Source organism: Streptomyces sp. NPDC054872 (genome assembly GCF_053610705.1).
The window spans coordinates 57963-81727 of the sequence record NZ_JBSGYY010000027.1; the positions used below are offsets into that span (position 1 = coordinate 57963).

General features: G+C 72.4%; 24 protein-coding genes and 2 pseudogenes. 18 read left to right on the forward strand and 8 right to left on the reverse strand.

Going from position 1 to position 23765, the window contains the following annotated elements; genetic code table 11:
• The first annotated feature begins 122 nt into the window (after nucleotides 1–122).
• Nucleotides 123–1793, forward strand: coding sequence for a carboxylesterase/lipase family protein (locus ACWGIH_RS28680; protein ID WP_453452604.1), 1671 nt, complete (start codon nucleotides 123–125; stop codon nucleotides 1791–1793).
• Nucleotides 1794–1876: 83 nt separating this feature from the next.
• Nucleotides 1877–2557, forward strand: a complete 681-nt coding sequence (locus ACWGIH_RS28685) for a DedA family protein (RefSeq protein WP_453452606.1) — start codon at nucleotides 1877–1879, stop codon at nucleotides 2555–2557.
• A 2-nt stretch (nucleotides 2558–2559) separates the two neighbouring features.
• On the opposite strand, the gene ACWGIH_RS28690 is transcribed toward ACWGIH_RS28685, so the two are convergent.
• Nucleotides 2560–3090, reverse strand: coding sequence for a gamma carbonic anhydrase family protein (locus ACWGIH_RS28690; protein ID WP_453452608.1), 531 nt, complete (start codon nucleotides 3088–3090; stop codon nucleotides 2560–2562).
• A 156-nt stretch (nucleotides 3091–3246) separates the two neighbouring features.
• On the opposite strand from ACWGIH_RS28690, the gene ACWGIH_RS28695 reads away from it, so the two are divergent.
• Complete coding sequence (locus ACWGIH_RS28695; protein WP_453452609.1) at nucleotides 3247–4005, forward strand: acyltransferase; 759 nt, start codon at nucleotides 3247–3249, stop codon at nucleotides 4003–4005.
• Between the two features lie 16 nt (nucleotides 4006–4021).
• Here ACWGIH_RS28695 and ACWGIH_RS28700 read toward each other — a convergent pair whose 3' ends face one another.
• Nucleotides 4022–4885: an EamA family transporter gene (locus ACWGIH_RS28700; protein ID WP_453452611.1), complete on the reverse strand. Its 864-nt coding sequence runs from the start codon at nucleotides 4883–4885 to the stop codon at nucleotides 4022–4024.
• A 94-nt stretch (nucleotides 4886–4979) separates the two neighbouring features.
• Here ACWGIH_RS28700 and ACWGIH_RS28705 point away from each other — a divergent pair, with 94 nt between their 5' ends.
• Both ACWGIH_RS28705 and ACWGIH_RS28710 read left to right on the forward strand, forming a co-directional pair.
• Entirely contained in the window at nucleotides 4980–5564 is a 585-nt protein-coding gene (locus ACWGIH_RS28705; RefSeq protein WP_453452613.1) for an XRE family transcriptional regulator, read from the forward strand.
• 42 nt (nucleotides 5565–5606) lie between these two features.
• Nucleotides 5607–6164, forward strand: coding sequence for a YbaK/EbsC family protein (locus tag ACWGIH_RS28710; protein WP_453452615.1), 558 nt, complete (start codon nucleotides 5607–5609; stop codon nucleotides 6162–6164).
• 47 nt (nucleotides 6165–6211) lie between these two features.
• On the opposite strand, the gene ACWGIH_RS28715 is transcribed toward ACWGIH_RS28710, so the two are convergent.
• Nucleotides 6212–7429 (reverse strand): CaiB/BaiF CoA transferase family protein, encoded by a 1218-nt coding sequence (locus ACWGIH_RS28715; protein ID WP_453452617.1) that lies wholly within the window; start codon nucleotides 7427–7429, stop codon nucleotides 6212–6214.
• 182 nt (nucleotides 7430–7611) lie between these two features.
• On the opposite strand from ACWGIH_RS28715, the gene ACWGIH_RS28720 reads away from it, so the two are divergent.
• The 6 genes from ACWGIH_RS28720 (at nucleotide 7612) to ACWGIH_RS28745 (ending at nucleotide 11606) form a co-directional block, all read left to right on the forward strand.
• The gene (locus ACWGIH_RS28720; RefSeq protein WP_453452619.1) at nucleotides 7612–7968 is read left to right on the forward strand and encodes a hypothetical protein; all 357 of its coding nucleotides are present in this window, start codon (nucleotides 7612–7614) and stop codon (nucleotides 7966–7968) included.
• Nucleotides 7941–8708 carry a GNAT family N-acetyltransferase gene (locus ACWGIH_RS28725; protein WP_453452621.1) on the forward strand — a complete coding sequence of 256 codons (768 nt, stop codon included), beginning with the start codon at nucleotides 7941–7943 and terminating at the stop codon, nucleotides 8706–8708. The genes ACWGIH_RS28720 and ACWGIH_RS28725 overlap by 28 nt, the downstream gene beginning before the upstream one ends.
• Complete coding sequence (locus tag ACWGIH_RS28730) at nucleotides 8705–9496, forward strand: lysophospholipid acyltransferase family protein (RefSeq protein ID WP_453452623.1); 792 nt, start codon at nucleotides 8705–8707, stop codon at nucleotides 9494–9496. Before ACWGIH_RS28725 ends, ACWGIH_RS28730 begins: the two co-directional genes overlap by 4 nt.
• A 139-nt stretch (nucleotides 9497–9635) precedes the next feature.
• Nucleotides 9636–9893 carry a hypothetical protein gene (locus tag ACWGIH_RS28735; protein ID WP_453452624.1) on the forward strand — a complete coding sequence of 86 codons (258 nt, stop codon included), beginning with the start codon at nucleotides 9636–9638 and terminating at the stop codon, nucleotides 9891–9893.
• Between the two features lie 161 nt (nucleotides 9894–10054).
• Nucleotides 10055–10849 (forward strand): hypothetical protein, encoded by a 795-nt coding sequence (locus tag ACWGIH_RS28740; protein ID WP_453452626.1) that lies wholly within the window; start codon nucleotides 10055–10057, stop codon nucleotides 10847–10849.
• A gap of 163 nt (nucleotides 10850–11012) precedes the next feature.
• Nucleotides 11013–11606 (forward strand): sigma-70 family RNA polymerase sigma factor, encoded by a 594-nt coding sequence (locus tag ACWGIH_RS28745; protein WP_453452628.1) that lies wholly within the window; start codon nucleotides 11013–11015, stop codon nucleotides 11604–11606.
• 407 nt (nucleotides 11607–12013) lie between these two features.
• On the opposite strand, the pseudogene ACWGIH_RS28750 reads toward ACWGIH_RS28745, so the two are convergent.
• A pseudogene (locus tag ACWGIH_RS28750) lies at nucleotides 12014–12463 on the reverse strand (MarR family transcriptional regulator); the annotation flags it as partial.
• Between ACWGIH_RS28750 and ACWGIH_RS28755 the strand changes: the two are divergent.
• Nucleotides 12399–12664: pseudogene (locus ACWGIH_RS28755) on the forward strand (ABC transporter permease); the annotation flags it as partial. The pseudogenes ACWGIH_RS28750 and ACWGIH_RS28755 overlap by 65 nt on opposite strands.
• Before the next feature lie 94 nt (nucleotides 12665–12758).
• Here ACWGIH_RS28755 and ACWGIH_RS28760 read toward each other — a convergent pair.
• Together ACWGIH_RS28760 and ACWGIH_RS28765 are read right to left on the reverse strand one after the other, a co-directional pair.
• Nucleotides 12759–13163 carry a CoA-binding protein gene (locus ACWGIH_RS28760; RefSeq protein WP_363313172.1) on the reverse strand — a complete coding sequence of 135 codons (405 nt, stop codon included), beginning with the start codon at nucleotides 13161–13163 and terminating at the stop codon, nucleotides 12759–12761.
• A gap of 90 nt (nucleotides 13164–13253) precedes the next feature.
• The gene (locus ACWGIH_RS28765; protein ID WP_363206712.1) at nucleotides 13254–13829 is read right to left on the reverse strand and encodes a TerD family protein; all 576 of its coding nucleotides are present in this window, start codon (nucleotides 13827–13829) and stop codon (nucleotides 13254–13256) included.
• A gap of 185 nt (nucleotides 13830–14014) precedes the next feature.
• Here ACWGIH_RS28765 and ACWGIH_RS28770 point away from each other — a divergent pair, with 185 nt between their 5' ends.
• Both ACWGIH_RS28770 and ACWGIH_RS28775 read left to right on the forward strand, forming a co-directional pair.
• Entirely contained in the window at nucleotides 14015–14692 is a 678-nt protein-coding gene (locus ACWGIH_RS28770) for a thiaminase II/PqqC family protein (RefSeq protein ID WP_453451111.1), read from the forward strand.
• A 140-nt stretch (nucleotides 14693–14832) separates the two neighbouring features.
• A complete protein-coding gene (locus ACWGIH_RS28775) occupies nucleotides 14833–16461 on the forward strand; it encodes an amidohydrolase (RefSeq protein ID WP_453451112.1) in 1629 nt (542 codons plus the stop codon).
• Here the strand turns inward: ACWGIH_RS28775 and ACWGIH_RS28780 are convergent.
• Nucleotides 16436–17113, reverse strand: a complete 678-nt coding sequence (locus ACWGIH_RS28780; RefSeq protein ID WP_453451155.1) for a 4'-phosphopantetheinyl transferase family protein — start codon at nucleotides 17111–17113, stop codon at nucleotides 16436–16438. The genes ACWGIH_RS28775 and ACWGIH_RS28780 overlap by 26 nt on opposite strands.
• 103 nt (nucleotides 17114–17216) lie before the next feature.
• Here ACWGIH_RS28780 and ACWGIH_RS28785 point away from each other — a divergent pair, with 103 nt between their 5' ends.
• The 4 genes from ACWGIH_RS28785 to ACWGIH_RS28800 are packed head-to-tail and all read left to right on the forward strand — an operon-like array spanning nucleotide 17217 to nucleotide 22432.
• Nucleotides 17217–17843 carry a YigZ family protein gene (locus ACWGIH_RS28785; protein ID WP_453451113.1) on the forward strand — a complete coding sequence of 209 codons (627 nt, stop codon included), beginning with the start codon at nucleotides 17217–17219 and terminating at the stop codon, nucleotides 17841–17843.
• Nucleotides 17844–17900: 57 nt separating this feature from the next.
• On the forward strand, nucleotides 17901–20258 hold the full coding sequence (locus ACWGIH_RS28790) for an FHA domain-containing protein (RefSeq protein ID WP_453451114.1): 2358 nt from the start codon (nucleotides 17901–17903) through the stop codon (nucleotides 20256–20258).
• A 60-nt stretch (nucleotides 20259–20318) separates the two neighbouring features.
• Entirely contained in the window at nucleotides 20319–21410 is a 1092-nt protein-coding gene (locus ACWGIH_RS28795) for a hypothetical protein (protein WP_453451115.1), read from the forward strand.
• Nucleotides 21410–22432 carry a serine/threonine-protein kinase gene (locus ACWGIH_RS28800; protein ID WP_453451116.1) on the forward strand — a complete coding sequence of 341 codons (1023 nt, stop codon included), beginning with the start codon at nucleotides 21410–21412 and terminating at the stop codon, nucleotides 22430–22432. The genes ACWGIH_RS28795 and ACWGIH_RS28800 overlap by 1 nt, the downstream gene beginning before the upstream one ends.
• Nucleotides 22433–22452: 20 nt before the next feature.
• Here ACWGIH_RS28800 and ACWGIH_RS28805 read toward each other — a convergent pair whose 3' ends face one another.
• Nucleotides 22453–23763, reverse strand: coding sequence for a streptophobe family protein (locus ACWGIH_RS28805; protein ID WP_453451117.1), 1311 nt, complete (start codon nucleotides 23761–23763; stop codon nucleotides 22453–22455).
• Nucleotides 23764–23765: the final 2 nt, after the last annotated feature.

Sequence of the window (23765 nt, forward strand, 5' to 3'; positions counted from 1 at the left end):
CGACGCCGTTCGTACTGGCCCCATCAAGCCGTTTCGGCCGACCCTGCTCAACTCATTGACACGAGTCAGTAGTGGTCATAGTTTCCGGCCGCCAGGGTTCACGTCGTCAAGGGAGTCGCCGCATGAGACGCACGGGACGCACGAGACGCGCAGGGTGTACAGGGCGCGCGGGACGCAAGCGAACCACCCGGACCATCCTCACGGTCATCGCCGCCACCGCGGCCCTGCTCACCCCGCACACCGCGCAGGCCGCCCCGGAGGACGCATCCCGGGCAGGCGCCGGCACGCTCGTGCGCACGGACACAGGGTGGCTGCGCGGCGAATCCACCGCCGAGGGGCGGCAGTTCCTCGGTATCCCGTACGCCCGGCAGCCCGTCGGCGACCTCCGGTGGAAGGAGCCGCGTCCCGCCGAGTCCTGGCAGGGCGTGCGCGGGGCGACATCCTTCGGCAACCGCTGTGTACAGACGGCGAGTTGGGACCCCGGTTACGAGAACCCCAGCCACACGGAGGACTGCCTCGACCTCAACGTCTACGTGCCGAAGGGGACGTACGAGCAGCGCCCGGTCATGGTCTGGCTGCACGGCGGCGGGCTCACCGCGGGCGCGGGCGAGGACATCGTGCCCGACACCTTCGCCCGGCGTACCGGCACGGTGGTGGTGACCGTCAACTACCGCCTGGGCGCCATGGGTTTCCTCGCGGGCAAGGGGCTCGACTCGGAGGCGTCCGACCGGGTCTCGGGCAACTACGGCCTGCTCGACCAGCAGGCCGCGCTGCGCTGGGTCCGCGCCAACATCGGCTCGTTCGGCGGTGACCGGCAGCGCGTCACCATCGCGGGCGAGTCCGCGGGCGGCCGCTCGGTCTGTACCCAGCTGGCGTCGCCCACCGCCAAGGGCCTCTTCCGTGCGGGCATCGTGCAGAGCGGGGCCTATGGGGACTGTGCCGCCCGTGAGCGCGACGAGGCACGCACGCAGGGCGCGGCGTTCGCGAAGAAGGCGGGCTGCCCCGATCCGGCGACCGCCGTCGCGTGTCTGCGCGAGAAGCCCGCCGAGGAGATCCTCGCGGCGCAGGCCGGGTTCGACTGGGGTCCGGTGGCCGGTGGCGACTTCCTGCCGGTTCAGCCGGAGGAGGCGTACGAGAAGGGGAGCGCCTCCCGCGTGCCGGTCCTGAACGGCGCGAACAGCGACGAGGGGCGCCTCTTCGCCTACGGCCAGTTCGACGCGCAGGGCAAGCCGCTGACCGCGGAGCAGTACCCGGGCGCGCTCACCCAGATGTACGGCCCCGAGCTGGGCGCCAAGGTCCTCAAGCGCTACCCCCTGTCCGGGCACGCCTCGCCGACGCACGCCTACGCGGCCGCCCAGGGAGACATGATGTTCGCCTGCCCGGCCCTGCGCATGGACAGGTCGCTCGCGGGCCGGGGCCCGGTCTACGCCTATGAGTTCGCCGACCGGACCTCGCCGCCCTTCGCCTCGATCCGGGAAGCGGGCAGGACGTTCGACTTCGGGGCGACCCACGTCAACGAAGTGCAGTACCTCTTCAAGCACTTCGGGCTCGCGTCGCCGCTCAACGCGGAGCAGAAGGTGCTGGCCCGGCAGATGGTCCAGTACTGGGGCTCCTTCATCCACGGCGGCCCGCCGCGCGCCGAGGGCCAGCCCGCCGCACCCGACCAGCGGACGCAGCCGGGCCGGGTGCTCTCGCTGCGCACCGCTTCCGCGGGCGGGAGCGAGCTGAGCGGCACGGTGGGCCGCGCGCATCGGTGTGACCTCTGGGACTCCGCCCCGGCCGACGCCGGGTGAGCGGGTAGGCTGCCCGGCGTGCGCGATCTTGGGGGGAGCGCGCACGCCGGGTACACGCACCATCAGCACAGGAGGAACCGGCGTTGCACGTCCAGGAATGGCTGGAGACCGTACCGGCCGTCAGTATCTACGCGCTGGTGGGCGTGGTCATCGGTCTGGAGAGCCTGGGCATTCCGCTGCCGGGTGAGATCGTCCTCGTCTCCGCCGCGCTGCTCTCCTCGCAGCACGGCGACCTGAACCCCGTCGTCCTCGGGATCTGCGCCACGGCGGGCGCCATCATCGGCGACTCCATCGGGTACGCGATCGGACGCAAGGGCGGTCGGCCACTCCTTGCCTGGCTCGAACGCAAGTTCCCCAAGCACTTCAGTGCCGCGAACGTCGGGAGCGCCGAGCAGTCGTTCCAGAAGTGGGGCATGTGGGCGGTCTTCTTCGGCCGCTTCGTCGCCCTGCTCCGGATCTTCGCGGGACCCCTCGCGGGCGTCCTGCGCATGCCGTACTGGAAGTTCCTGATCGCCAACGTCCTGGGCGGCATCGTCTGGGCGGGCGGCACCACCGCCGTCATCTACTACATCGGTGTCGTCGCCGAGGACTGGCTCAAGCGGTTCTCGTACTTCGGCCTGGCCATCGCCGTGCTGATCGGCGTCGGCTCCATGCTGCTCGTCAAGCGCCGCGCCAAGAAGTCGGCGGAGGCGCGCTCGGCGGCCGAGCCCGATGCCGGTGCGAAGACGGCGGCCGAGCCGGTTCCCGTTCCGGCCGCCGACTGACGTCACCCGGCGTGGGCGTCCCGGTGCGCCTTGGCCAGCTCGACGTACATCGTGCCGTTGAGGGTGACGCCCGCGCGCTCCTCGTCGGTGAGCGGGCGGCGCACCTTGGCGGGAACGCCCGCGACCAGTGAGCCGGGCGGCACGACCATCCCCTGCGGTACGAGCGCCTGGGCCGCCACCAGCGAACCGGCGCCGATCACCGCGCCGTTGAGGACCGTCGCACCCATGCCGATGAGGCAGTCGTCCTCGACGGTGCAGCCGTGCAGGACGGCGTTGTGGCCGACCGAGACCCGCTCGCCGATCGTCATCGGGAAGCCCAGGTCGACGTGGAGGCTGCAGTTGTCCTGGATGTTGCTGTCGGCGCCGACGACGATGGGCCCGCCGTCCGCGCGCAGCACCGCCCCGTACCAGGCGCTCGCCCCGGCGTGCAGCGTCACCTCGCCGATGATGACCGAGGTGGGCGCGGTGAAGGCGTCCTGGTCGATCTGCGGGTCCTTGCCGCCGAACCCGGTGATGAGTGCCTCGTGGCTCATCGGAACTCTCCATTCGTACGTGTCTCGCGCCTGGCGGAACCGTACGGGACGGGGTGGGGTCCGCCGCCCTGTGGAGTGAAGATCAGCCGCCCTGTGGGGTGAAGATCACAGGGGTGCGGGCTCACCGGGCCGCGCGCGGCTGAGTAACGTGAGCGCGTGCCGAAGAACAGGAACACGTTCTCATCCGCGGCCGCCGACTGGCGGCGCCGCGCGACCCAGCGCGCCGTCCACGCGGGCTGGGCCTGGGTGCGGCGGACGGGCGCCGTCACCGCGCAGCGGCCGGGACGGCTGCGGTTCGGGGCGATCGGCCACGGCACGAAGTTGTCCTTCCCGCAGGGGACCGTCTTCGGTGAGCCGTGGATCCGCATCGGTGACCACTGCATCATCGGCGAGCAGGTCACCCTCACCGCCGGGATGATGCCGGACCTGGACCTCGGCCCCGACCCGATCCTGCGCATCGGCAACGGCGTCGTGCTCGGCCGCGGCAGCCACGTCATCGCCGACACGACGGTCACGATCGGCGACGACTGCTACTTCGGGCCCACGGTGTACGTGACGTCCACGAACCACTCGTACGACGATCCGCACACGCCCATCGGCAAGCAGTGGCCGCGTATGGAGCCCGTCGAGATCGGGCCCGGCTGCTGGATCGGCACGAACGCGGTGATCCTGCCGGGCGCCAGGATCGGCCGCAATGTCGTGGTGGCCGCGGGGGCGGTCGTGCGGGGTGACGTCCCCGATCATGCGGTGGTGGCGGGGGCGCCGGCCCGTGTCGTGCGTACGTGGGACGCGGAGGCGGGGTGGCAGCCGCCGTTGCGGACGCCCGCGCCCGTTCCCATTCCTGACGGGGTCACGCCGGAACAGCTGCTCGCCCTGGGGGAGTTGGACGACCTCGACCTCGGTGAGCAGGTCTGACGGGCGGCGGTTCCGCTCAGCTCGCCAGGAGCACCGTGCCCACCAGCGCGAGGCCCGCGCCCGCCGCCTGTACCCCGCGCAGCCGTTCCTTGAGCACAAGCCGGGCGGCGAGGGCGGTGACCACCGGGTAGACGGAGGCGAGTACGGCGGCCACGGTGACCGGGCCGTTCTGGGCGGCCACCGAGTACGTGCCGTTGGCCGCGACGTCCGCGAGGCCGACGAAGGCCAGGGCCGGGACCGCCGCCAGGACGACGCGCGTTCCGCCGCCCTCGGGGAGCGCCCTGCCGCCCCGCTTGACCGAGACGAACAACGCCGCGCCGCCGGTGGCCACGTTCGTCACACGCTGCACGAACAGGGCGAGGAACAGGCCCGTGAGGTTGCTCGACGCCTCGGAGATGAGCGCCATCACCCCGCCGAACCCGAAGGCCGCGACCAGCGTGAGCAGGACCGCCTGCCGCTGTACGGGGGCGCCGCGCAGTTCGGGGCCGCCCGCGAGGACGATGCCGATCACGGCGACACCGATCCCGGCGAACTGCGCGACTCCCGGCCGCTCGCCGAGGAGGAGCCCGACGCCCACCGGTACGACGACGCCCAGCGAACCGAGCGGCGAGACGACGCCCATCGGGCCGAGCGCCAGGGCCTTGTAGAAGGCGAGCATCGCGGCGGGTCCGACGAGGCCCGCGCCGACCGCGAACCACAGTTGCGGTCCCCACTCCGTCCAGCCGCCCGTCGCGACCACGATCACCCCGAGGACGACCACGGCGATGGCCTGCGAGACGACGACCACCGTGAGCGCGGGGAGGCGGCGGGTCAGCAGGCCGCCGCCGAAGTCGGCCAGGCCCCAGAGGAGGCTGGTGGCCAGGGCGAACAGTGCGGTCATCGGAAATCCTCGCAGTACAGTGTGGTGAACCTTTAGGTGCACCACACCGTAGTTCAATATCCTGAACCCTGTCATCCAAAATATTGGACGGAATGTGTCGGACCTCGATCAGCTCACCCAGTCCCTCGCCCGCAACCTCAAGCGCTGGCGCTCGGAACGGGGCTTCACGCTCGACGCGCTCGCGGCCCGCGCGGGCGTCAGCCGCGGCATGATCATCCAGATCGAGCAGGCCAGGACCAACCCCAGCGTCGGCATCACGGTGAAGCTCGCCGATGCCCTGGGCGTCAGCATCACCACGCTCCTCGACTACGAACAGGGTTCGCACGTGCGGCTCGTGCCGCCGGAGCAGGCGGTGCGCATGTGGTCCACGGAGGCAGGCAGCAGCACGACGCTCCTGGTCGGCACCGAGGCGCGCGGACCCTTCGAGCTGTGGTCGTGGACGCTGATGCCCGGAGAGGGCAGCGACTCCGACGCGCACCCGCCGGGGACGATGGAGCTGCTGCACGTGGCCGCGGGCGAACTGACCCTCCTCGTGGACGGCGTGGAGCATCTCGTGCCCGCCGGGTCGGCCGCGTCCTTCGAGGCGAACGTGGCGCACGGCTATCACAACAAGGGCGCCGAGCCGGTCGAGATGACCATGTCCGTGTCGGTGCCTCCGGCGCACGCCTCGTCGTACTGAGCCGGGAGGTCGAGCCGCGGGGCGGCCTGTTAGCGTGCGGCCATGCGTGCACCCATGGGAGATTTCGACGACGTCCGGCCCGCGCACGAGGCCCTCGACCTCCTTGTCGCGCCCGTCGCGGACGCCGTGCGCGGATGGAGCGGGAGCGTCCCCGCCGAGCAGGTCATCCACGTCGACACCGACCCGCGGTGGGCCGACACCGCCACCTTCGTGGAGCACTACGGCCAGGACATCCTGGAGCAGTCCGCGAACTGTGTCGTCGTCGCGGGCAAGCGCGGCGGCGAGGCATCGCTCGCCGGTTGCCTGGTCCTCTCCACGACCCGCGTCGACGTGAACGGCGTCGTGCGCCGCCAACTCGGCGCCCGCAAGGCCTCGTTCGCGCCGATGGACACGGCCACCGGTGAGACCGGCATGGAGTACGGCGGCATCACGCCGATCGGCCTGCCCGCCGACTGGCCGCTGCTCGTGGACGCCGCCGTCGTCGACCTTCCGTACGTCCTGATCGGCAGCGGCAGCCGCCGGGGCAAGCTCATCGTGCCCGGCAAGGCGTTCGCCGAGCTGCCGGGCGCGGTGGTGCTCGAAGGGCTCGGCGTCGCCTGACACGCCCGGGCTCAAGTCGCCCGGCACGGGCCGGACTCACGCACCGCTCACCCGCAGACCCCTTCCGCACGCAGCCGGGAGATGTCGTCAGGGCCACGCCCCAGTTCCCCGAGGATCCGCTCGGTGTGCTCGCCCGCTGCCGGCACCGGGTCCATGCGCGGGGCCACACCCTTCAGGTTCGCGGGCGGCACCAGCGCCTGCACCGGGGACGAGCTGCCCGGAATGGCTACCTCCCGCCAGCGGTCGCGCTCGACGAGCGCGGGGTGCTCCAGGAACTCCGCGACCGAATTCACACCCGCGTTGGCGATGTTGGCACGGTCGAGGAGCTCCATCGCCTCGGCGCTGCCGAGCCGGGCGAACCGCGCGGAGATGATCGCGTCGAGTGCGTCGCGGTGCGCGACCCGGTCGGAGCCGGTGGCGAACCGCGGATCGTCGGTCAACTCGGGCTGCCCGATGACCTGTTCGCACAGGGCGGCCCACTCGCGCTCGTTCTGCACGGACAGCAGCACGTCCTTGCCGTCGGACGCGGTGAACGGGCCGTAGGGCGCCACCGTCGCGTGCCGGGCGCCGACACGCGGTGGCTGCGTGCCGCCGTAACGCGTGTAGTACGCGGGCTGGCCCATCCACTCGCCGAGCGCGTCGAAGAGGGAGACCTCCACCGCCGGTGCGCGCCCGGTGGTGGCCCGGGTGAAGAGCGAGGTGAGGATGCCGGTGTAGGCGTACATCCCGCCCGCGATGTCCGCGACCGAGATCCCCGCCCGCACCGCCTCGTCGGGCGTTCCGGTCAGCGAGAGCAACCCGGTCTGGCACTGCACGAGCAGGTCGTACGCCTTCCTCTCCGCCCAGGAGCCGCTGGTGCCGTACCCGCTGACGGTGCAGGGGATCAACGAGGGGTAGCGGGCCTGGAGTTCGTCCGCGCCGAGGCCGAGTCGGTCCGCGGCACCCGGTGCGAGGTTCTGCACGAACACATCGGCTCCCGCGAGGAGTTCGTGCAGGATCGCCCTGCCCTCCTCGGACTTGAGGTCCAGGGTGAGGGACTCCTTGGAGCGGTTGAGCCAGACGAAGTAGCTGGCCTGGCCGTGCACCGTGGTGTCGTAACGCCGGGCGAAGTCACCGCCCCCGGGACGCTCGACCTTGATCACGCGGGCGCCGAGGTCGGCGAGCTGGCGGGTGGCGAAGGGAGCGGCGACGGCCTGCTCCAGGCTGACCACGGTGATGCCCTCCAGGGGGAGGTGACCTGCCGGTTCGTGGTGCGTCGTCGCCATGACTGCCTTTCGTTCGCGGGTGCTGCCTGAGTCTGTACGGTCACACAGGACGCCGCTTCAGTCGCCCTCGCCCACGACCGACGTGGACACGAGCCGCCCGTCGTCGAAGCGGAGGCGGTAGCCGTCGCCCGACATGAACCCGACAAGAGAGCGGGTGCTCTAGCGCGCGCAGTCCTGGCCACGTGGTGTCCTGGCGCGGCGCCGGGCGGTCCGTCCATGGTGAAGCCCGGCAGCCGGGATTCCACTTCGAAGGTGCGGGGCAGGTGTTTGCGGCCGCCGTTCACCTGATGCTCACGCGTGTCCTGACCGTCGGCCTCGCGGCCAACGTGCGCAGTTCAGCCGGGGCCATCACCGTGCTGTTCGTGGCGCTGTTCGTGCCGCTGCTCGTCGCGCCGACGAACGTCCCCTCGATTCGCCTCGATTCCCCTCGATTCCTCTCGCTGCCCACGACTTCTCGCGAACCCGGCGGACCTCGCCGCACCACCCTCCCCGAACGGAGCCCGGATCTGTCATGCCCTCGACATCCGCGACATCTTTGACGCCCTCCGCTCCCGCCGTCACCCGTGCGTACGTCACCTCCGTAGCCGACTCCGAAGAGCAGATCCGGGCCGCGCAGCGGCTGCGGTACCGCGTCTTCGGCGAGGAGATGGGTGTCACGCTCCACACATCCCTGCCCGGCCACGACGTGGACCCCTTCGACGACCTCGCGGACCACTTGATCGTCACCGACACCACCACCGGCGAGGTCGTCGGGACCTACCGTCTGATGCCGCCCGGCCGGGCCGAGAGGTCCTACTCCGACAGCGAGTTCGACCTGCGTGCGCTGGAAGGGCTGCGGTCCTCCACGATCGAGGCCGGCCGCTCCTGCGTGCACCCGGACCACCGCTCCGGCGCGGTGATCAACCTGATGTGGTCGGCCCTCGCCCGCTACGTCCTGCTCTCCGGCCACCGCTACCTGGCGGGCTGCGCCTCGGTACCGCTGTCCGACGGCGGCAGGGCGGCGTCGAGCGCCTGGCTGCTCGGCACGTCCAGGCACGCGTCACCGCCCGAGCTGCGGGTGCAGCCCCGTCGCCCCTGGGTGCCCACCGCGCCGCCGGTGGAGCGGCCCGCCTACACCGACCTGCCGCCACTGCTCAGGGGCTACCTTCGCCTGGGAGCGTGGATGTGCGGGGCGCCCACGCACGACCCCGAGTTCGACGTCGCCGACTTCTTCGTCCTCCTGGACATGGACCGGCTCGGAGACCGCTACCGCCGCTACTTCCTGGGGGAGACGCAATGAGCCCCGTGGGAACCCCGGCGCCGCTGTGCACCCCGGCCTGCGTCACCCGCTCGGCACCGGAGGTCCCGGCGGCCGAGCTGGCCCGCCGGTACGCCGCGTTGGCGTACGAGATCGGCGTCGGCGTGACGCAGGGCGCGCGCCTCGCCGAGCCTTGGGCGCTGCGGGCGCGGGCCCGGGGGATCCTGGACGCCCTGGGTATACGCCTCGAGGCGGGGCCGGAGCGGCTGACGGTGACCGGTTCGCGGCCCGGCACCCTCGTCGTCGCCAACCACATCTCCTGGCTCGACGTGGTCAGCCTGCTCGCCGTGGAGCCGGTGACGGTCCTGGCCAAGCGGGAGGTGGGCCGGTGGCCGGTGATCGGCTCGCTCGCCCGGCGGGCCGGGACCCAGTTCATCGACCGCGACGGGCTACGCCAATTGCCCTACGCCGTGGCCGAGTTGGCGTCGACCCTGCGCTCGGGCCGCTCCGTCCTCGTCTTCCCGCAGGCCACCACCTGGTGTTCCGTGGCCGGTGGCCGCTTCCGCCGGGCCACGTTCCAGGCGGCGGCCGACGCGGGCGCCCCCGTACGACCGGTGACCATCCGCTACTACCGGCACGGCACGCGCAGCACCACGGCGGCCTTCCTCGGCGACGAGTCCTTCGGTGCCTCGCTGCACCGTGTGGCCCGTGCCCGCGGCCTGACCGTACGGGTCACCGCCCACGCACCGCTGCGCGGGTCCGACCGCAGGGAGCTGGCCGCCGAGGCCCAAGCGGTCATCGGCGCCCACGAGATGCCCGCCCATGTGTGAACCGCTCACCAGGCCGAACGCCACTCCCGGGAAGTAGGCGGTACGTCACGGGAACTCGGGCGCCCGCGCGGCCGACTCCTGAACAGGTGCGGGCGCGACGGTTCCGCGCCGGCGCGTCACGAGTGTCAGGAGAGCGGCGATGAGCGACCGCCCCCAGTTGCCCCTTCTCTGCGGGTTCCTCGCGCTGCTCGCGGTGATCTTCGCGGTCTCGTACGCCGTGGGGTCGGCCGTCGGACCGGGCGCACCCGGCACACAGCGGACCGAGACCGAGACGGGGACCGGGACGGACAAGGAGCCCGGCGGTGGCGGTGGCGGCGGGACGCATGAGGGGGACACGGGCGACATGCACTCCGGCGACGACATGGGCGACATGCATTCCGGCGACCCCGGCCGATGAGCGGGTGCGCCAACACCCCCTCAAGGGTCGGGAAGAGGCGGCGTCGGGTTCCCGCGAGTTGATGTGCCGTGGCTCACACGCGCGGGGCGGGTGAGCGCGGCGAGGTCATTTCGCGTACCCGTCCGTGAAAGGACGGGCGCGAATGCAAGGATGGCCCCGCCATGACTGCTGGATGGTGTTCTCGCGCGGTACGGGCTGCGGTGTTCGCGGCCGCCTGTGTGCTGCTCGCTGCCCTGGGGCACGTCATGATGTCGGGGGCCCCGCTGCCCTGGTGGACGCTGGGAGCCGGAGCCGTCGGAGTCGGCGGCACGGCGTGGCTGCTGGCCGGGCGCGAACGGGGGCTGCCCCTGGTCGTCTCCGTGGCGGTGGCCGCTCAGGCCGCGCTGCACTCGGGGTTCTCCCTGGCCCAGGCCGCCGCGCAGCCATCGGCCGGAGTGCCGCTCGTACGGCGCTGGGTGCAGCACATGCTCTGCACCGCACCGATGGGCGCCGATTCCATGGCGTCCGGGGGGTCCATGGGCTCCATGGGGAGGGCGGGAAGGGCACAGGGCTCGGCCATGTCCGCGCCGATGCCCGACTCGGCGATGACACCCATGCCTGCCATGCCCGCCATGCCCGCGTCGTCCACGAGCTCCGCCATGGAGCACATGGATCACATGGGCGGCGCCCACGACATGAGCGGCATGTCTCCGACCGGCATGCTCACCGCCCACCTTCTCGCCGCGCTCCTCTGCGGCCTCTGGCTCGCGCACGGCGAACGTGCGGCCTTCCGTTTCGCGCGTGCCTTCGCCGGGTGGCTCGTTGCCCCGCTGCGGGTGCCTCTCGCGCTGCCCACGCCCGCACACCGGCCCCGCATCCGGCCGCATCGCCACCGTTCGGCGGGCCGGCCGCGGCAGCTGCTTCTCGTCCACGCCATCACTTCTCGGGGTCCGCCCGCGGGAACCGCTGTCGCCTGACAGCTGGTTCCCCGACGCCGTTCCCGCGCGCCCTCTCGCGCGGCCGGGCGGCTCGGGCATCGGTCGTACGCACTCTCGCGCGGCCGTACCCCCCCTCACCGGACCCGTCGGACGCACGCACGTACGGCGTATCCGGGTCCCGGATTCCCGAGAAGGACACCAGGTGATCATTCCTGCCCTGCCCAGCTCACCCGACGAGTCGATAACGGCCTGGGCGCTCGCCGCCCGCGCCGGAGACCCCGAAGCGGTCGAGCACTTCGTACGCGCCCTCCACCGGGACGTCCGCCGGTACGTGACGTACCTCGGCGGCGACCCGCAGGCCGCCGACGACCTGACGCAGGACACGTTCCTGCGAGCCCTCGGCAGCCTGCACCGGTTCGAAGGGCGCTCGTCCGCCCGTACGTGGCTGCTCTCCATCGCCCGGCGCGCGGTGATCGACAGCCTGCGGCACGCCGCGGCCAGGCCCCGTCTCTGCGACACGGACGACTGGCAGTCCGCCGCGGAGCGGGCCCAGCCGAGGGGTCTGCCGGGCTTCGACGACGGCGTGGTCCTCGCCGACCTGCTCGCGACGCTGCCCGACGAACGGCGTGAGGCCTTCGTCCTCACCCAACTCCTCGGGCTGCCCTACGCGGAGGCCGCGCTGCTCACCGGCTGTCCGGTGGGCACGGTCCGCTCGCGCGTGGCGCGGGCCCGCATCGCGCTGATGGAGCGCCTGCGGGAAGCCGAACGCCCCACCCTGGTGGGCGCCGCTGCCTGACGTGCCGCGGTCGCCGGGCCGCTTCTAGGCGCGGCTTCCCCCAAGGCCCTGAGCTGTGCCGGAGTCAGGCGGTCCGGCCCGGCGCAGCTCAGGGCCCCGGTCACGCGGTCCGGGGGCCAGCCCAGTGCGGTGGCCAGTTGGGCGACCGAAAGCGATGCGCCCGTGTGCCGCTGCGCGGCCAGCACGGTCAGGGCGTCCTCGACGGCTCCGGAACCACCGCTCATGTCGTCGCTGAGGGTCGCGAAGAACTGGCTCATCCGGGCGAGTCTGGCCCCGGCGGGTGTCGCCGCGTCGAGGACGTCCGCTCCCCGCTGCGCGGTCTGCGCCCACATCGCGTGCTTCTGGGCGCTCGTCGTCCAGGCCCGGAGCCAGACGTCGTCGTCGATGACGTACCGCCGGCGACGGTGGCCGGGCTCCCGTTCGCGTCGGATCACCTCCAGACCCTCCAGGTAGCGGACGGCCAGGGACACCGAGGCGGCGCTGACCCGGAGCCGCTGGACCAGGTCCGCGGCGGTGAGACTGCCCGAGTCGTCGGTGATGAGCCGGGCGAGGACCCGGGCGGCCATGCGGGGCACCCCGGTCCTGACCATCAGCGCCGCGAGTTCTTCGGCGAAGTCACGTACGGCGTCGGCGTCGCGGCCGTACACGTCGGGGGGCGTGGCCGGATCGCGGTGCGGGATCCGCTTGCGCCGCCGGGCGCGCCGCTCGGTGGCCAGGTGGGCGTGGTCGACGCGGTAACCCCCCGGCCCGCCGTTGCGGGCCACCTCGCGGCTGATGGTCGAGGTGGGCCTCGCCCTGCCGGACTGGCTGCAATGGGGGGCCCAGGCGTTCCCCGTCCACTGGCTCGGCCTCGGCATGCGCTCGGCCCTGCTGCCGGACAGCGCGGCGGCCGTCGAGATCGCCGAATCCTGGCGGCACTGGGAGACGGCCGCGGCCCTTGGTGCCTGGGCCGTTCTCGGCCTGCTGGTGGCCCCGGTCGTGCTGCGCCGGATGGCCCGCAGAGATCGGGTTCCACCGTGGCAAGACGCAGGGAGCGGGCACTGCGACGCGTGGGCTGAAGAACCCGCGCCCCCGCGTCCCGTCAGGGGCGCGGGGGCGCGCGACCGGTTCCCGCCGGGCCCGCGGGGCGATCCCCGCACGCCCGGCGGAGCGTCACAGCATCGGCAGTTCAATCGCCGGGCAACGGTCCATCACCATCTCCAGGCCCGCGGCCCGAGTCCGCTCGTACGCCGCCTCGTCGATCACGCCCAGCTGGAACCAGACCGCCTGCGCGCCGATCGCGACGGCTTCCTCGGCGGCTTGGCCCGCGAGGGCGCTGTTGAGGAAGACGTCGACGACGTCGATCTTGAAGGGCACCGCGGAGAGGGACGGATAGCCCTTCTCGCCGTGCACCGTCTCGGCCTTCGGGTGGATCGGGACGACCCGCTTCCCGTACCGCTGCAGGACGCCGGCGACCCCGTACGCCGCTCGCTCCTCGTTCGTGGACAGGCCCACGACCGCCCAGGTGTCCCCGAGTTCGGTCAGGATCTTGCGTACTGTTGCCGGATCGCCGTACACGTCCCGCTCCTTCTGCCGCCGATGGTCGGATGACCGCGCCACGCGCCCGTGCCGGACGCGCACGTCCGACGTGTACGTCAGGCGCGTACGTCAGACATTCACGCCGAAGTCCGACGCGATGCCGCGCAGCCCACTGGCATAACCCTGGCCGACCGCGCGGAATTTCCACTCCGCGCCATGGCGGTAGAGCTCGCCGAAGACCATGGCGGTCTCGGTCGACGCGTCCTCGGAGAGGTCGTAGCGGGCGATCTCCACGTTGTCGGCCTGGTTGACGACGCGGATGAAGGCGTTGCGGACCTGGCCGAAACTCTGGCCGCGGTTCTCGGCGTCGTGGATCGACACCGGGAAGACGATTTTCGTGATCTCGGCGGGCACCTGAGCGAGGTTCACCTTCACCGCCTCGTCGTCGCCCTCGCCCTCGCCCGTGAGGTTGTCGCCGGTGTGCTCGACCGAACCGTCGGGGCTCTTGAGCTGGTTGTAGAAGATGAAGTGCTGGTCGGAGACGACCTTCCCCGAGTCGTCGCAGAGCAGTGCGCTGGCGTCCAGGTCGTAGTCCGTGCCGGTGGTCGTGCGGACGTCCCAGCCCAGGCCGACCAGGACGGCGGTGAGGCCGGGGGCCTCCTTGCTGAGCGAGACATTGCCGCCCTTGGCCAGGGAAACTCCCACGATGTCCTCCTGATGTCCTGAGGTGAAATGCGTACCGACCGTGGTCAGGGCCGGGAACTAAAAACTACAACACTGTAGAAGCAACCGGGAATGCGTGCCCCCTCGTGCCGCGTCCCGTTACGATGTGGCGCTCCTTGAGGGGCCGTCAAGAGAGCCGGTCCTGCCGAAGGCGGGAAGGACGGACGATGACACGGACCGCACAGGAACTGCTGGACGACGTGGTGGCGCGGCTCGCGCCCGATCCGGCGGCCAACCCGCTGGTCCCACGCCTCGCGGACGGCACCGCGAACCGGTCCGCGATCACCGCTCTCGCCCTGGAGCAGCGCTCCGTGATCCCCGCCGACCGCCGCTCCTTCCTGCACCTGGCCGCACGCTCGGCCGAGGCGGGCGAAGCCGAGTGCGAGGCGTTCTTCCGCACCCTCGCCGCGGGCGAGACGCTCGCCTTCGACCGGCTCGGCAGCCTGGTCGCGGCCTGCGGTGTGGACGCATCCGACGCCGCGGCCCACGAGCCGGAGGCCGGCTGTCAGGCCTACCCGGCGTACGTGGCCTGGCTCGCCCTGAACGGCGAGCCCGTCGACGTCGTCCTCGCCCTGACCGCCAACTTCGCGTCCTGGGGAGCTTATTGCGCGACGCTCGCCGAGGCCCTGCCGGTGCAGTACGGCTTCAGCGAGGAGGCCTGTGGTTTCTTCGCCTTCTTCGCCGAGCCCGCACCCGACCTGGAGCGGCAGGCGCTCGCCGCGGTGCGCGCGGGCATGGGCCACGGTCTCGACGCGACCGGATCCGCCCTGCGCCACGGGAAGTTGCTCCAGCGCTACGAGGCGATGTTCTGGGAGACCCTCGCCGACCCGGAGCGCGCCCTCTGACTCCCCGGGACCGCCGCTCCGGCCGCCACGGGCCAGGGCCGTCGTGACGGGGCGCTATCCGCGGGCGTACCAACGGCTGACGACAACGGACGCGGGGAGCGTGTGATGGCGGAGAGCGTGTGATGGAGGAGCGGAACAGCATGGCGGACGAGACGGCGACGTGGGTCTTCCTGGGGGCGGTCCGCACCGGAAGTGATGTCCACGCGGACACCACGGCACTCGCCGTACGTGACGGACGCGTCGTCGCCCTCGGGGACGAGGCGCGCGGCATGACCGAAGTGGCCCACGAGGTGGTCGAGTTGGGGGACGGGCTGCTCCTGCCCGCCTTCGGGGACGGTCACGCCCACCCTCTCTTCGGCGGCCTGGAGAGCTTCGGCCCGCGGATCAAGGACCTCACCTCGGTCGCCGCGATCGTCGCGGAGGTCGGGCGGTGGGCCGACGCGCATCCGGAGGCGGAGTGGGTCGTCGGCGCGTCCTACGACCCCGCGCTGGCGCCCGACGGAGAGTTCGACGCCCGGTGGCTCGACGCGGCGGTGAGTGAACGGCCCGTCGTGCTGCGGGCCCACGACTACCACACGGTGTGGTGCAACTCCGAGGCGCTGCGCAGGGCCGGGGTACGGGACTCGACGCCGGACCCGCGCCTCGGCTGGATCGTTCGGCGCCCCGACGGTTCGCCGATGGGCACCCTGCGCGAGTGGCACGCCTGCGACCTGGTGCTCGATCAGGTGCCCACGCGCGAGGAGGCCGAACTGGTCGAAGCGGTGCGCCGGGCGGGTCAGGCGTACGCGCGAGCGGGCATCACCTGGGTGCAGGACGCCTGGGTGGAGCCGGAGATGGTGGAGGCCTACCTCGCGGCGGCCCGGCACGACGCCCTGAGCGTCCGCGTGGACCTGGCCCAGCGCGCCGACCCCGACCGCTGGCGCGAGCAGCGCAAGCAGTTCGACGCGGCGCGTGCGCGGGTGAACGCCGAAGGCGGCCCGATGCTGTCGGCGCGCACGGTGAAGTACTTCAGCGACGGCGTGATCGAGGGCGGTACGGCTGCCCTGCTCGACCCCTATCTCGACGCGCCGCACAGCTGCGGCATGCCCGTGTGGGAACCGGGCGCGCTCACCGAAGCGGTGTGCGCGTTCGACGCCGACGGCTTCCGGACGCACATCCACGCCATCGGTGACGCGGGCGTACGGGCCGCACTCGACGCCGTGGAGGCCGCCACCCGAGCCAATCCGGCCTGGGACCGGCGCCCCGTGATCACCCACGTCCAGCTCGTCGACCCGGCCGACCTGCCGCGCTTCGCCGCGCTCGGCGTCATCGCCAACTTCGAGCCCCTGTGGGCGCAGCCCGACCCGCTCCAGACCGATCTCTCCATGCCACGGATCGGCGCCGAACGCTCCGACCGGCAGTACGCGATGGGGGAGTTGGCCCGCGACGGGGTGCGGCTCTCCTTCGGCAGCGACTGGCCCGTGAGTTCGTACGAGCCGCTGGAGGGCATCCAAGTCGCGGTCACCAGGCGCACGTTCGACGGGTTGCCCGAAGGCGGCTGGACCCCGCACCAGCGGCTCACCGTGGAGCAGGCGCTCGCCGCGGCCACCAGCGGTGTCGCCCACCAGGCCGGTGCGGACGACCGCGGCGCGCTCGTGCCCGGCGCGCCCGCGGACCTGGTCAGGCTCTCCGCCGATCCGCGTGCCGTCGATCCGATGGCCATCCGGCATGTACGGGTGCTGGGTACCTGGCTCGCCGGGGTGCCTACCTTCCGGGCGGGGCAGGCGTGAGCGGCAGGACGATGGCGGTGACGGCCACGCCGTCACGTATCAGCCAGGTGCCCGCGAAGCCCGTCAGCTCACGCCCCGCCACGGTCGGCCCGGGGACGAGGAGCGCCGCGGTGAACGTGCCGTCCGGGGCCAGGTCGAGACGCGCGTCCTCGAAGCCGAGCCAGCGGCCGGTCAGCGGGAACCACGCCTTGTAGACGGATTCCTTGGCGCTGAAGAGCAGCCGGTCCCAGGGAACGCCGGGGTGCCGGGCGCCAAGATCGGCGAGGGCCGCCCGCTCCGACTCGTCCGACACCAGCTTCAGGACGTCGGTGTCGGCGAGCGGAGCAGCCGGTTCCGCGTCGATGCCCACGGAAAGGACCGCCGAGGCGCGGGCCACGACGGCGGCGCGGTAGCCCGCGCAGTGCGTCATGCTGCCGACGATGCCGTCGGGCCAGCGCGGCGCGCCCTTGGGCCCCGGCAGGATCGGCACGGGCGGCACGCCGAGCTCGGCCAGTGCGGTGCGGGCGCACTGCCGGACCGTGGCGAACTCGCGGCGCCGCTTGTCCACGGCCCGCGCCACGACGTCCGCTTCCTCGGGAAACAGGAAGGGATCGGCCGGATCCTCGCGGGTCTCCACGACGGTGACGGGCGCGGCGGCGAGCAGTGACCCCAACACGTCAGTGGCGCCGGGGACTTGGCGTACGCGATTCGAAGGTGACGTCACAACGGATCACCGTACCGGGGCCGCCCCCCGAGCGGGGGCCTAGTCTGGCGGGATGCACGACGAGTACCGCACAGTGGCCCGCGAGGCCGTGCACGAGACCGAGATCAACCGCTCGCGCTTCCTGTGCGCCCTCGCGCCCGCGGCCACCGAGGAGGAGGCCCAGGCGTTCGTCGCGCGCATCCGCAAGGAGCACCCGTCCGCCTCGCACAACTGCTTCGCATACGTCATCGGGGCCGACGCCGGGGTGCAGAAGGCGAGCGACGATGGGGAGCCCGGCGGTACCGCCGGTGTGCCGATGCTCCAGATGCTGCTGCGCCGCGACATGCGGTACGTCGTCGCCGTCGTGACCCGCTACTACGGCGGGGTCAAGCTCGGCGCCGGCGGTCTGATCAGGGCCTACGGAGGTGCGGTCGGTGAGGCGCTCGACGCGGTCGGCACGCTGACCCGCAGGCGCTTCAGGCTCGCCACCGTCACGGTCGACCACCAGCGCGCGGGCAAGATCCAGAACGATCTGCGGTCGGCGGGGCGCGAGGTGCGTGACGTGCGGTACGGCGACGCGGTGACCATCGAGATCGGCCTTCCCGACGCCGACGTCGAGCCCTTCAAGGCCTGGCTGGCGGACGCGACCGCGGGCGCCGCGGTCTTCGAGCCCGGCGGAGAGGCGTACGGGGACGCCTGATGTCCGGCTGCTGCCCGAGCCCAGGCGTGAATGCGTGCGAATGGGTAGAATTCGGGCATGGGAGAGCGGTCCGCAGCTCCGTCTGCGCCCGAACTCGTCCTGGAGACCGACAGCGGCTCCACGGTGATGAGTCCGAGCCGGGACTATCACGTCGGGCGCGACCCGTTGTGCGACGTCGTCATCGACGACGCCCGTGTCTCCTGGCACCACGCCGTCCTGCACGCCGAGCGCGACCACTGGACGATCGAGGACGAGCACAGCACGAACGGCACCTACGCCGACGGGCAGCGCGTCCAGGAGTGGGACGTCGGCGCCGGCAGCGTCCTGCGCTTCGGCAGCGTCACCGACGGCCCGCGCGCGGTGCTCGTCGGCCGTACGCCGCCCCCGCCCGCCGCCCCCGAGCGCCCCTCCGCCGTCCGCACCCCCTCGGCCACCGGCACCTTCCGGCAGCCCACGAGCGTGCGCCCGCTGCCCGCCCGCACCGTTCGCATCGGCCGCGCCGCTGACAACGACCTGGTCATCGACGACCTGGTCGTCTCGCGCCGCCACGCCGAGCTGCGGGTCCTCGCGGACGGCAGCTACGAGATCGTCGACCTCGGCAGCCACAACGGCACCTACCTCAACGGCCAGCCCGTCGGCCGCGCCCCGGTCGCGCCCGGGGACATCGTCGGCGTCGGCCACCGCGCGTACTGCCTCGTCGGCGACCAGCTCCAGGAGTACGTCGACACCGGCGAGGTCTCGCTCGACGTCCAGGAGCTGACGGTCGCCGTCGACAAGGGCCGCAAGACGCTCCTCGACAAGATCTCCTTCCCCGTCGGCGAGAAGTGTCTGCTCGCCGTCGTCGGGCCCAGCGGCGCCGGGAAGTCCACCCTCCTCAACGCCCTCACCGGCCTGCGCCCCGCCGACGACGGCACGGTCCTCTACGACGGCCGCGATCTCTACCGCGACTACGCCGAACTCCGTCAGCGCATCGGTCTCGTGCCGCAGGACGACATCCTGCACGCGCAGCTCACCGTGCGCCGCGCCCTCGGATACGCCGCCGAACTGCGCTTCCCGCAGGACACCGAGAAGGCGGAACGCCGGGCCAGGGTCGACGAGGTCATCCGCGAACTCGGCCTCGAACAGCGCGTCGACCAGCCCATCCACAGCCTCTCCGGCGGACAGCGCAAGCGCGTGAGCGTCGCCCTCGAACTCCTGACGAAACCGTCCCTGCTCTTCCTCGACGAACCCACGTCCGGGCTCGACCCGGGCATGGACCGCTCGGTGATGCACATGCTGCGCGGCCTCGCCGACGACGGCCGGACGGTCATCGTCGTCACGCACAGCGTGCTCAGCCTCGACGGCTGCGACCGGCTCCTCGTGCTCGCCGCGGGCGGCAAGATCGCCTACTACGGTCCTCCCAAGGACGCACTCCCGTTCTTCGGCTTCGAGGAGTGGCCCGAGGCGTTCGAGGCCTTCGAGGGGGACCGCGACCGGGACTGGGCGGGGGAGTACCGGCAGTCGCCCTTCCACCAGCGGTACATCGTCAACTCCTCGGCGCAGCCGCCGATGCCGCAGGGCGGCGTGGCTCCGGTCGCCGCGTTCGCACCGCCGCCCAAGGCGCAGAGCTGGGGCTCCCAACTCCGGACACTGGTACGGCGGTACGCTGCCGCGCTCGGCGCCGACCGGACCTTCCTCGCGATCATGATCGCGCTGCCGTTCGTGATGGGCGCCATGGCCCGCGCGCTGGCCGGAAGCAGGCTGACGCAGGAGACGGCGCTGAACGCGCTGCTCATCCTCTGCGTGGGCGGAGTCCTGACCGGCGCGGCCAACGCCGTGCGCGAACTGGTCAAGGAACGTGTCATCTACCGGCGCGAGCGAGCGGTCGGGCTCTCCAGATCGGCGTACCTGATGTCCAAGGTCGTCGTACTCGGAACGATCACCGTCCTCCAGGCCGTCGTGCTGACCTTGGTGGCGCTGCTCGGCGTCGACCTCAACGCACCCGGCGGCGAGGGCGTGCTGCTGCCACCCCTGGTCGAGATCACCGTGGCGGTGGCGCTGCTGGCCTTCACGGCGATGATGCTGGGGCTCCTGGTCTCGGCGCTCGTGCGCAAGGAAGAAGTGACGATGCCGCTGCTCGTGCTGCTCGCCATCGTGCAGGTGGTGTTCTGCGGCGCCCTCCTGAAACTGCACGGCGTGCCCGGCGTGGAACAGCTGGCGTGGCTCGTGCCGTCCCGGTGGGCGCTGGGCGCGATGGCGGGGACGATCGGCCTCGGCAGGATCGTGCCGGGCGAGCTGACCGCCGATCCCCTCTTCCGGCACTCGGCGGGCGTCTGGCTGCTCAACATGGGCATGTTGGTGGTCCTCTCGGTCGTGTTCGGCTACCTGGTGGCGAGGCTGCTGAGACGGCACGAACCCGCGGTGATGCGGAAGTAGCGAGCGGCGCGCGGCGCGCGGAGACCGAAGCAGGAGTGGCAGGAGGCAGGAGCACACGAGATGACAACCGCGGACTTCCGCCCCACGCACGTCGTCCCCCAGGACGGTCTCTCCGCCTGGGAGGCGCCGGACGTGAACCGCCCGACGACGCCGCTCGACGCGCTCCTGCCCGTCCAACTGGTCGACCGGCTCGGTGACTGGGCCCGGATCGTCTGCGCGAACGACTGGTCGGCCTGGGTCGACGGCCGCCTCCTGATCGCCGTACCGGCGGACCCGCCCGCCGCGGGCCACCCCCTGACCCGTACGGCGGACCCGGGCCCGCTTCTTGCCCGCACCGAGGAGGCACTGGGCGACTACCGCCGCGCGACGCGGGAACTGGCGGCCGGTGAGACCGACGCGGAAACATTCCGGCAGCGGACCCGTGGACTGCGCGTGGGCGTGGTCGTGGACGGCGACTCGATGTGGCTCTACGACGCCGAACACGAGCGGTGGGTGTACTGCGACGGGACCCGGCTCAGCACGTACGCGACGGGGGAGACCCCGAGCGTTCACGGAGCGCCCGCGGATGAGCGGGGCGCGAGCGCGGGCGGGGCGGCCCGTCCGGAGCCGACGCAGGTGGTCGGGGGTGTTCGTGACGCGGGCCCGGCTTTCGGGCGGCATGGCGAGACCGGTGACGCTCGCGGGTCGGTGGGTGAGCGGGGCGGGGCTGCGGCCGGCTCACCCGAGCCGACGCAGGTGGTCGAGGCCGTGGCGGGGGCTGGGGCCGGGGCGGCCTCGGGTGGCGAGGGCACTGAAGGGCTCGCTCCTGCCTCGTACGGCGAAGACGCACGCCGCGCCTCCGCGAGGTATCGCGAAGAACCTGGGGCCGCCTCCGCGACGTCTCGGGGAGAGCCTGGGGCCGCCTCCGCGACGTCTCGGGGAGAGCCTGAGGTCGCCTCCGCGACGTCTCGCGAAGAACCTGCGGCCGCCCCCGCCACGTACCGCGACGACCCTGCCTCCGCCTCCGCGACATATCGCGACGACCCTGCCTCCGCCCCCGCGACATACCGCGACGACCCCGCCTCCGCCCCCGACCCCTCCGCCGGAGAACCCACCCGTCGTATCCCTCCCGTCACGGTCGACGGCCCGGCGGTCCGGTCCGGTGACGGGTGATGGAGGCCGTGCCGCGCGACGACGTGCCCGCGAGCCCGAGTCCCCGCTCCGGGCGGCCCTCCGAGCTGGTCGGACAGCAGATCGCCGGATACCGGGTCGAGCGTGAGATCGGGCGGGGCGGGATGGCCGTCGTCTACCGCGCCAAGGATCTGCGCCTGGACCGGACCGTCGCCCTGAAGCTGCTCGCACCCGAACTCGCGCGCAACGACACCTTCCGGCAGCGCTTCACGCACGAGTCACGCGTCGCCGCCGCGATCGAGCATCCGCACATCGTGCCGGTCTTCGAGGCGGGCGAGACGGATGGTGTGCTCTACATCGCCATGCGGTACGTCCCGGGGCTCGATCTGCGGCATCTGCTCGACGACTCGGGCCCCCTGCCCGTCGGAGCGGCCCTCCGCATCGCCGCCCAGGTCGCCTCCGCGCTCGACGCGGCCCACGACCACGGCCTGGTCCACCGTGACGTCAAACCCGGCAACATCCTCGTGGCCAAGGGCACGGACAGCGACCACCCGGAGCACGTCTACCTCACGGACTTCGGCCTGACGAAGAAATCGCTGTCGCTGACCGGCTTCACGACCGTCGGACAGTTCGTGGGAACCCTCGACTACGTGGCGCCGGAGCAGATATCCGGACGTCCCGTGGACGGCCGGTGCGACGTCTACAGCCTCGCCTGTGTCGTCCACGAGACCATGGCCGGCGGGCCGCCCTTCCAGCGCGACGACGACATGGCGCTGCTCTGGGCCCACCAGTACGACCAGCCGCCCCGGCTGACGGAGATCCGCCCCGAGGTCCCCGCCGCCCTCGACGGCGTCCTGGCGAAGGCGCTGGCCAAGCGCCCGGAGGACCGGTACGGCTCCTGCCTGGAATTCGCGGCCGCGCTGCGCTCCGCGGCCACGGGCGGCGCGGAGGGCCACGCCCCCACACAGGTGGATTTCCGGGTGGCCGGAGCCCCGGCGGACCCGGGAGCGCCCCCGGAACCGCCGAGCTGGGCGCGCCCCGTCTTCCGGCGGCTCACCGGCTAGGAGGGCGACCGGCTCACCGGCTAGGAGGGCGAGCGCCCGTCCTTCTCCACCTCGCCGCGCCGGTGCACCCCGCGCGCCAGCAGGCCGCCGATGAAACCGGTGACCAGGCCCCACGCCAGGGCGAGGATGAGCGCGGTCCCCAGATTCGGCTCCAGCTTCACCAGGCCCGAGAGGCCGCCGCCCAGATCGCCGATGCCCAGGAGCGACAGGCCGTAATGGGCGGAAAGGCGGGCGAGCAGACAGACGGCGAGCACCGTCAGGGTCAGCGCCACCGCCATGTGCACGGCGTGCTGCCAAACCCGCATCCTCGCGGGTGAGCGCGCCGCCATGAGGAATGCGGCGCCCAGCACCAAGGCCGCCGCGACCACGAGCAGCCACCACACCCGCCTGTCGTGTTCGGCGAGCGTTCGCAGACTGAGCGTGGAGTCGGCCGGAGTGCGCAGCACCTCGTCCAGGACCTTCGGCATGGGCAGCCCGAAAGGACCGTCCACGCGGCCCTCCCAGGACGCGCCGAGGCCGATGGTGAACGCGAGCCAGACGAGGTTGGGAAGGCCGAGCAGCAGCACCGCGAGCGTCTCGGCCGCGTGCCCCTTGGTCACCGCCACGACAAGCCCGGCCACGAGCCCCAGGGCGACGTACGCGAGCAGCAGGACGACCATGGCGTGCGCCGCGGGACGCACCGACTCCTGGAAGCGCACCAGGCGGCCCGGGAGCGGCGCCCCGCGGGAGACCAGCAGCGCCACGAGGAGGACACCCGCGAGCCACAGCAGCCCGAAGAGGATGGTCAGCGGCACATCCGTCTCGAAGCCGACCTTGGGCGAGGCGTCAAGCAGATCGCCGATGTCGGCGGCGGGCCCCTCCCCGAGCGTGATCGTGAAGCGGTGGCGCGCCAGCAGGCCGAGTCCGACGAGCAGCAGCACCCACAGCACGGCGAACCGCGCGGCCCAGCCGGCGAGTTCCCCGGTGTCGGCGACGGCCCGGTGCCGCAGCGGCCTGAGGAACCCGGCGGCGATCACCAGAGCCCCGGTGAGAGTGACCGACAGGGGCAGCACGGAGAGCCCCGCGTTCGTCTCGGCGATCGCCCCGGCGTCACCGGAGAGCCCGACGGAACCGCCGACCGCCATCACGACGACGGCCGCCACGACACGCGGGAACGCGCCGCCGGGCAGATCCGCGGCCCCGGCGGCCCACAGGCCGAGCGCGGCGACTACGGCCATGGCCACCAGCGCGCCGAGCACCGCGAGGAGGGCGTGGATCCAGCCGTGGGGGGCCCGCCGGCTCGCGAATGCGGGCTGTGCGCCTGCCTGCCCGGGCGGTGTCTGGTCGCTCACGT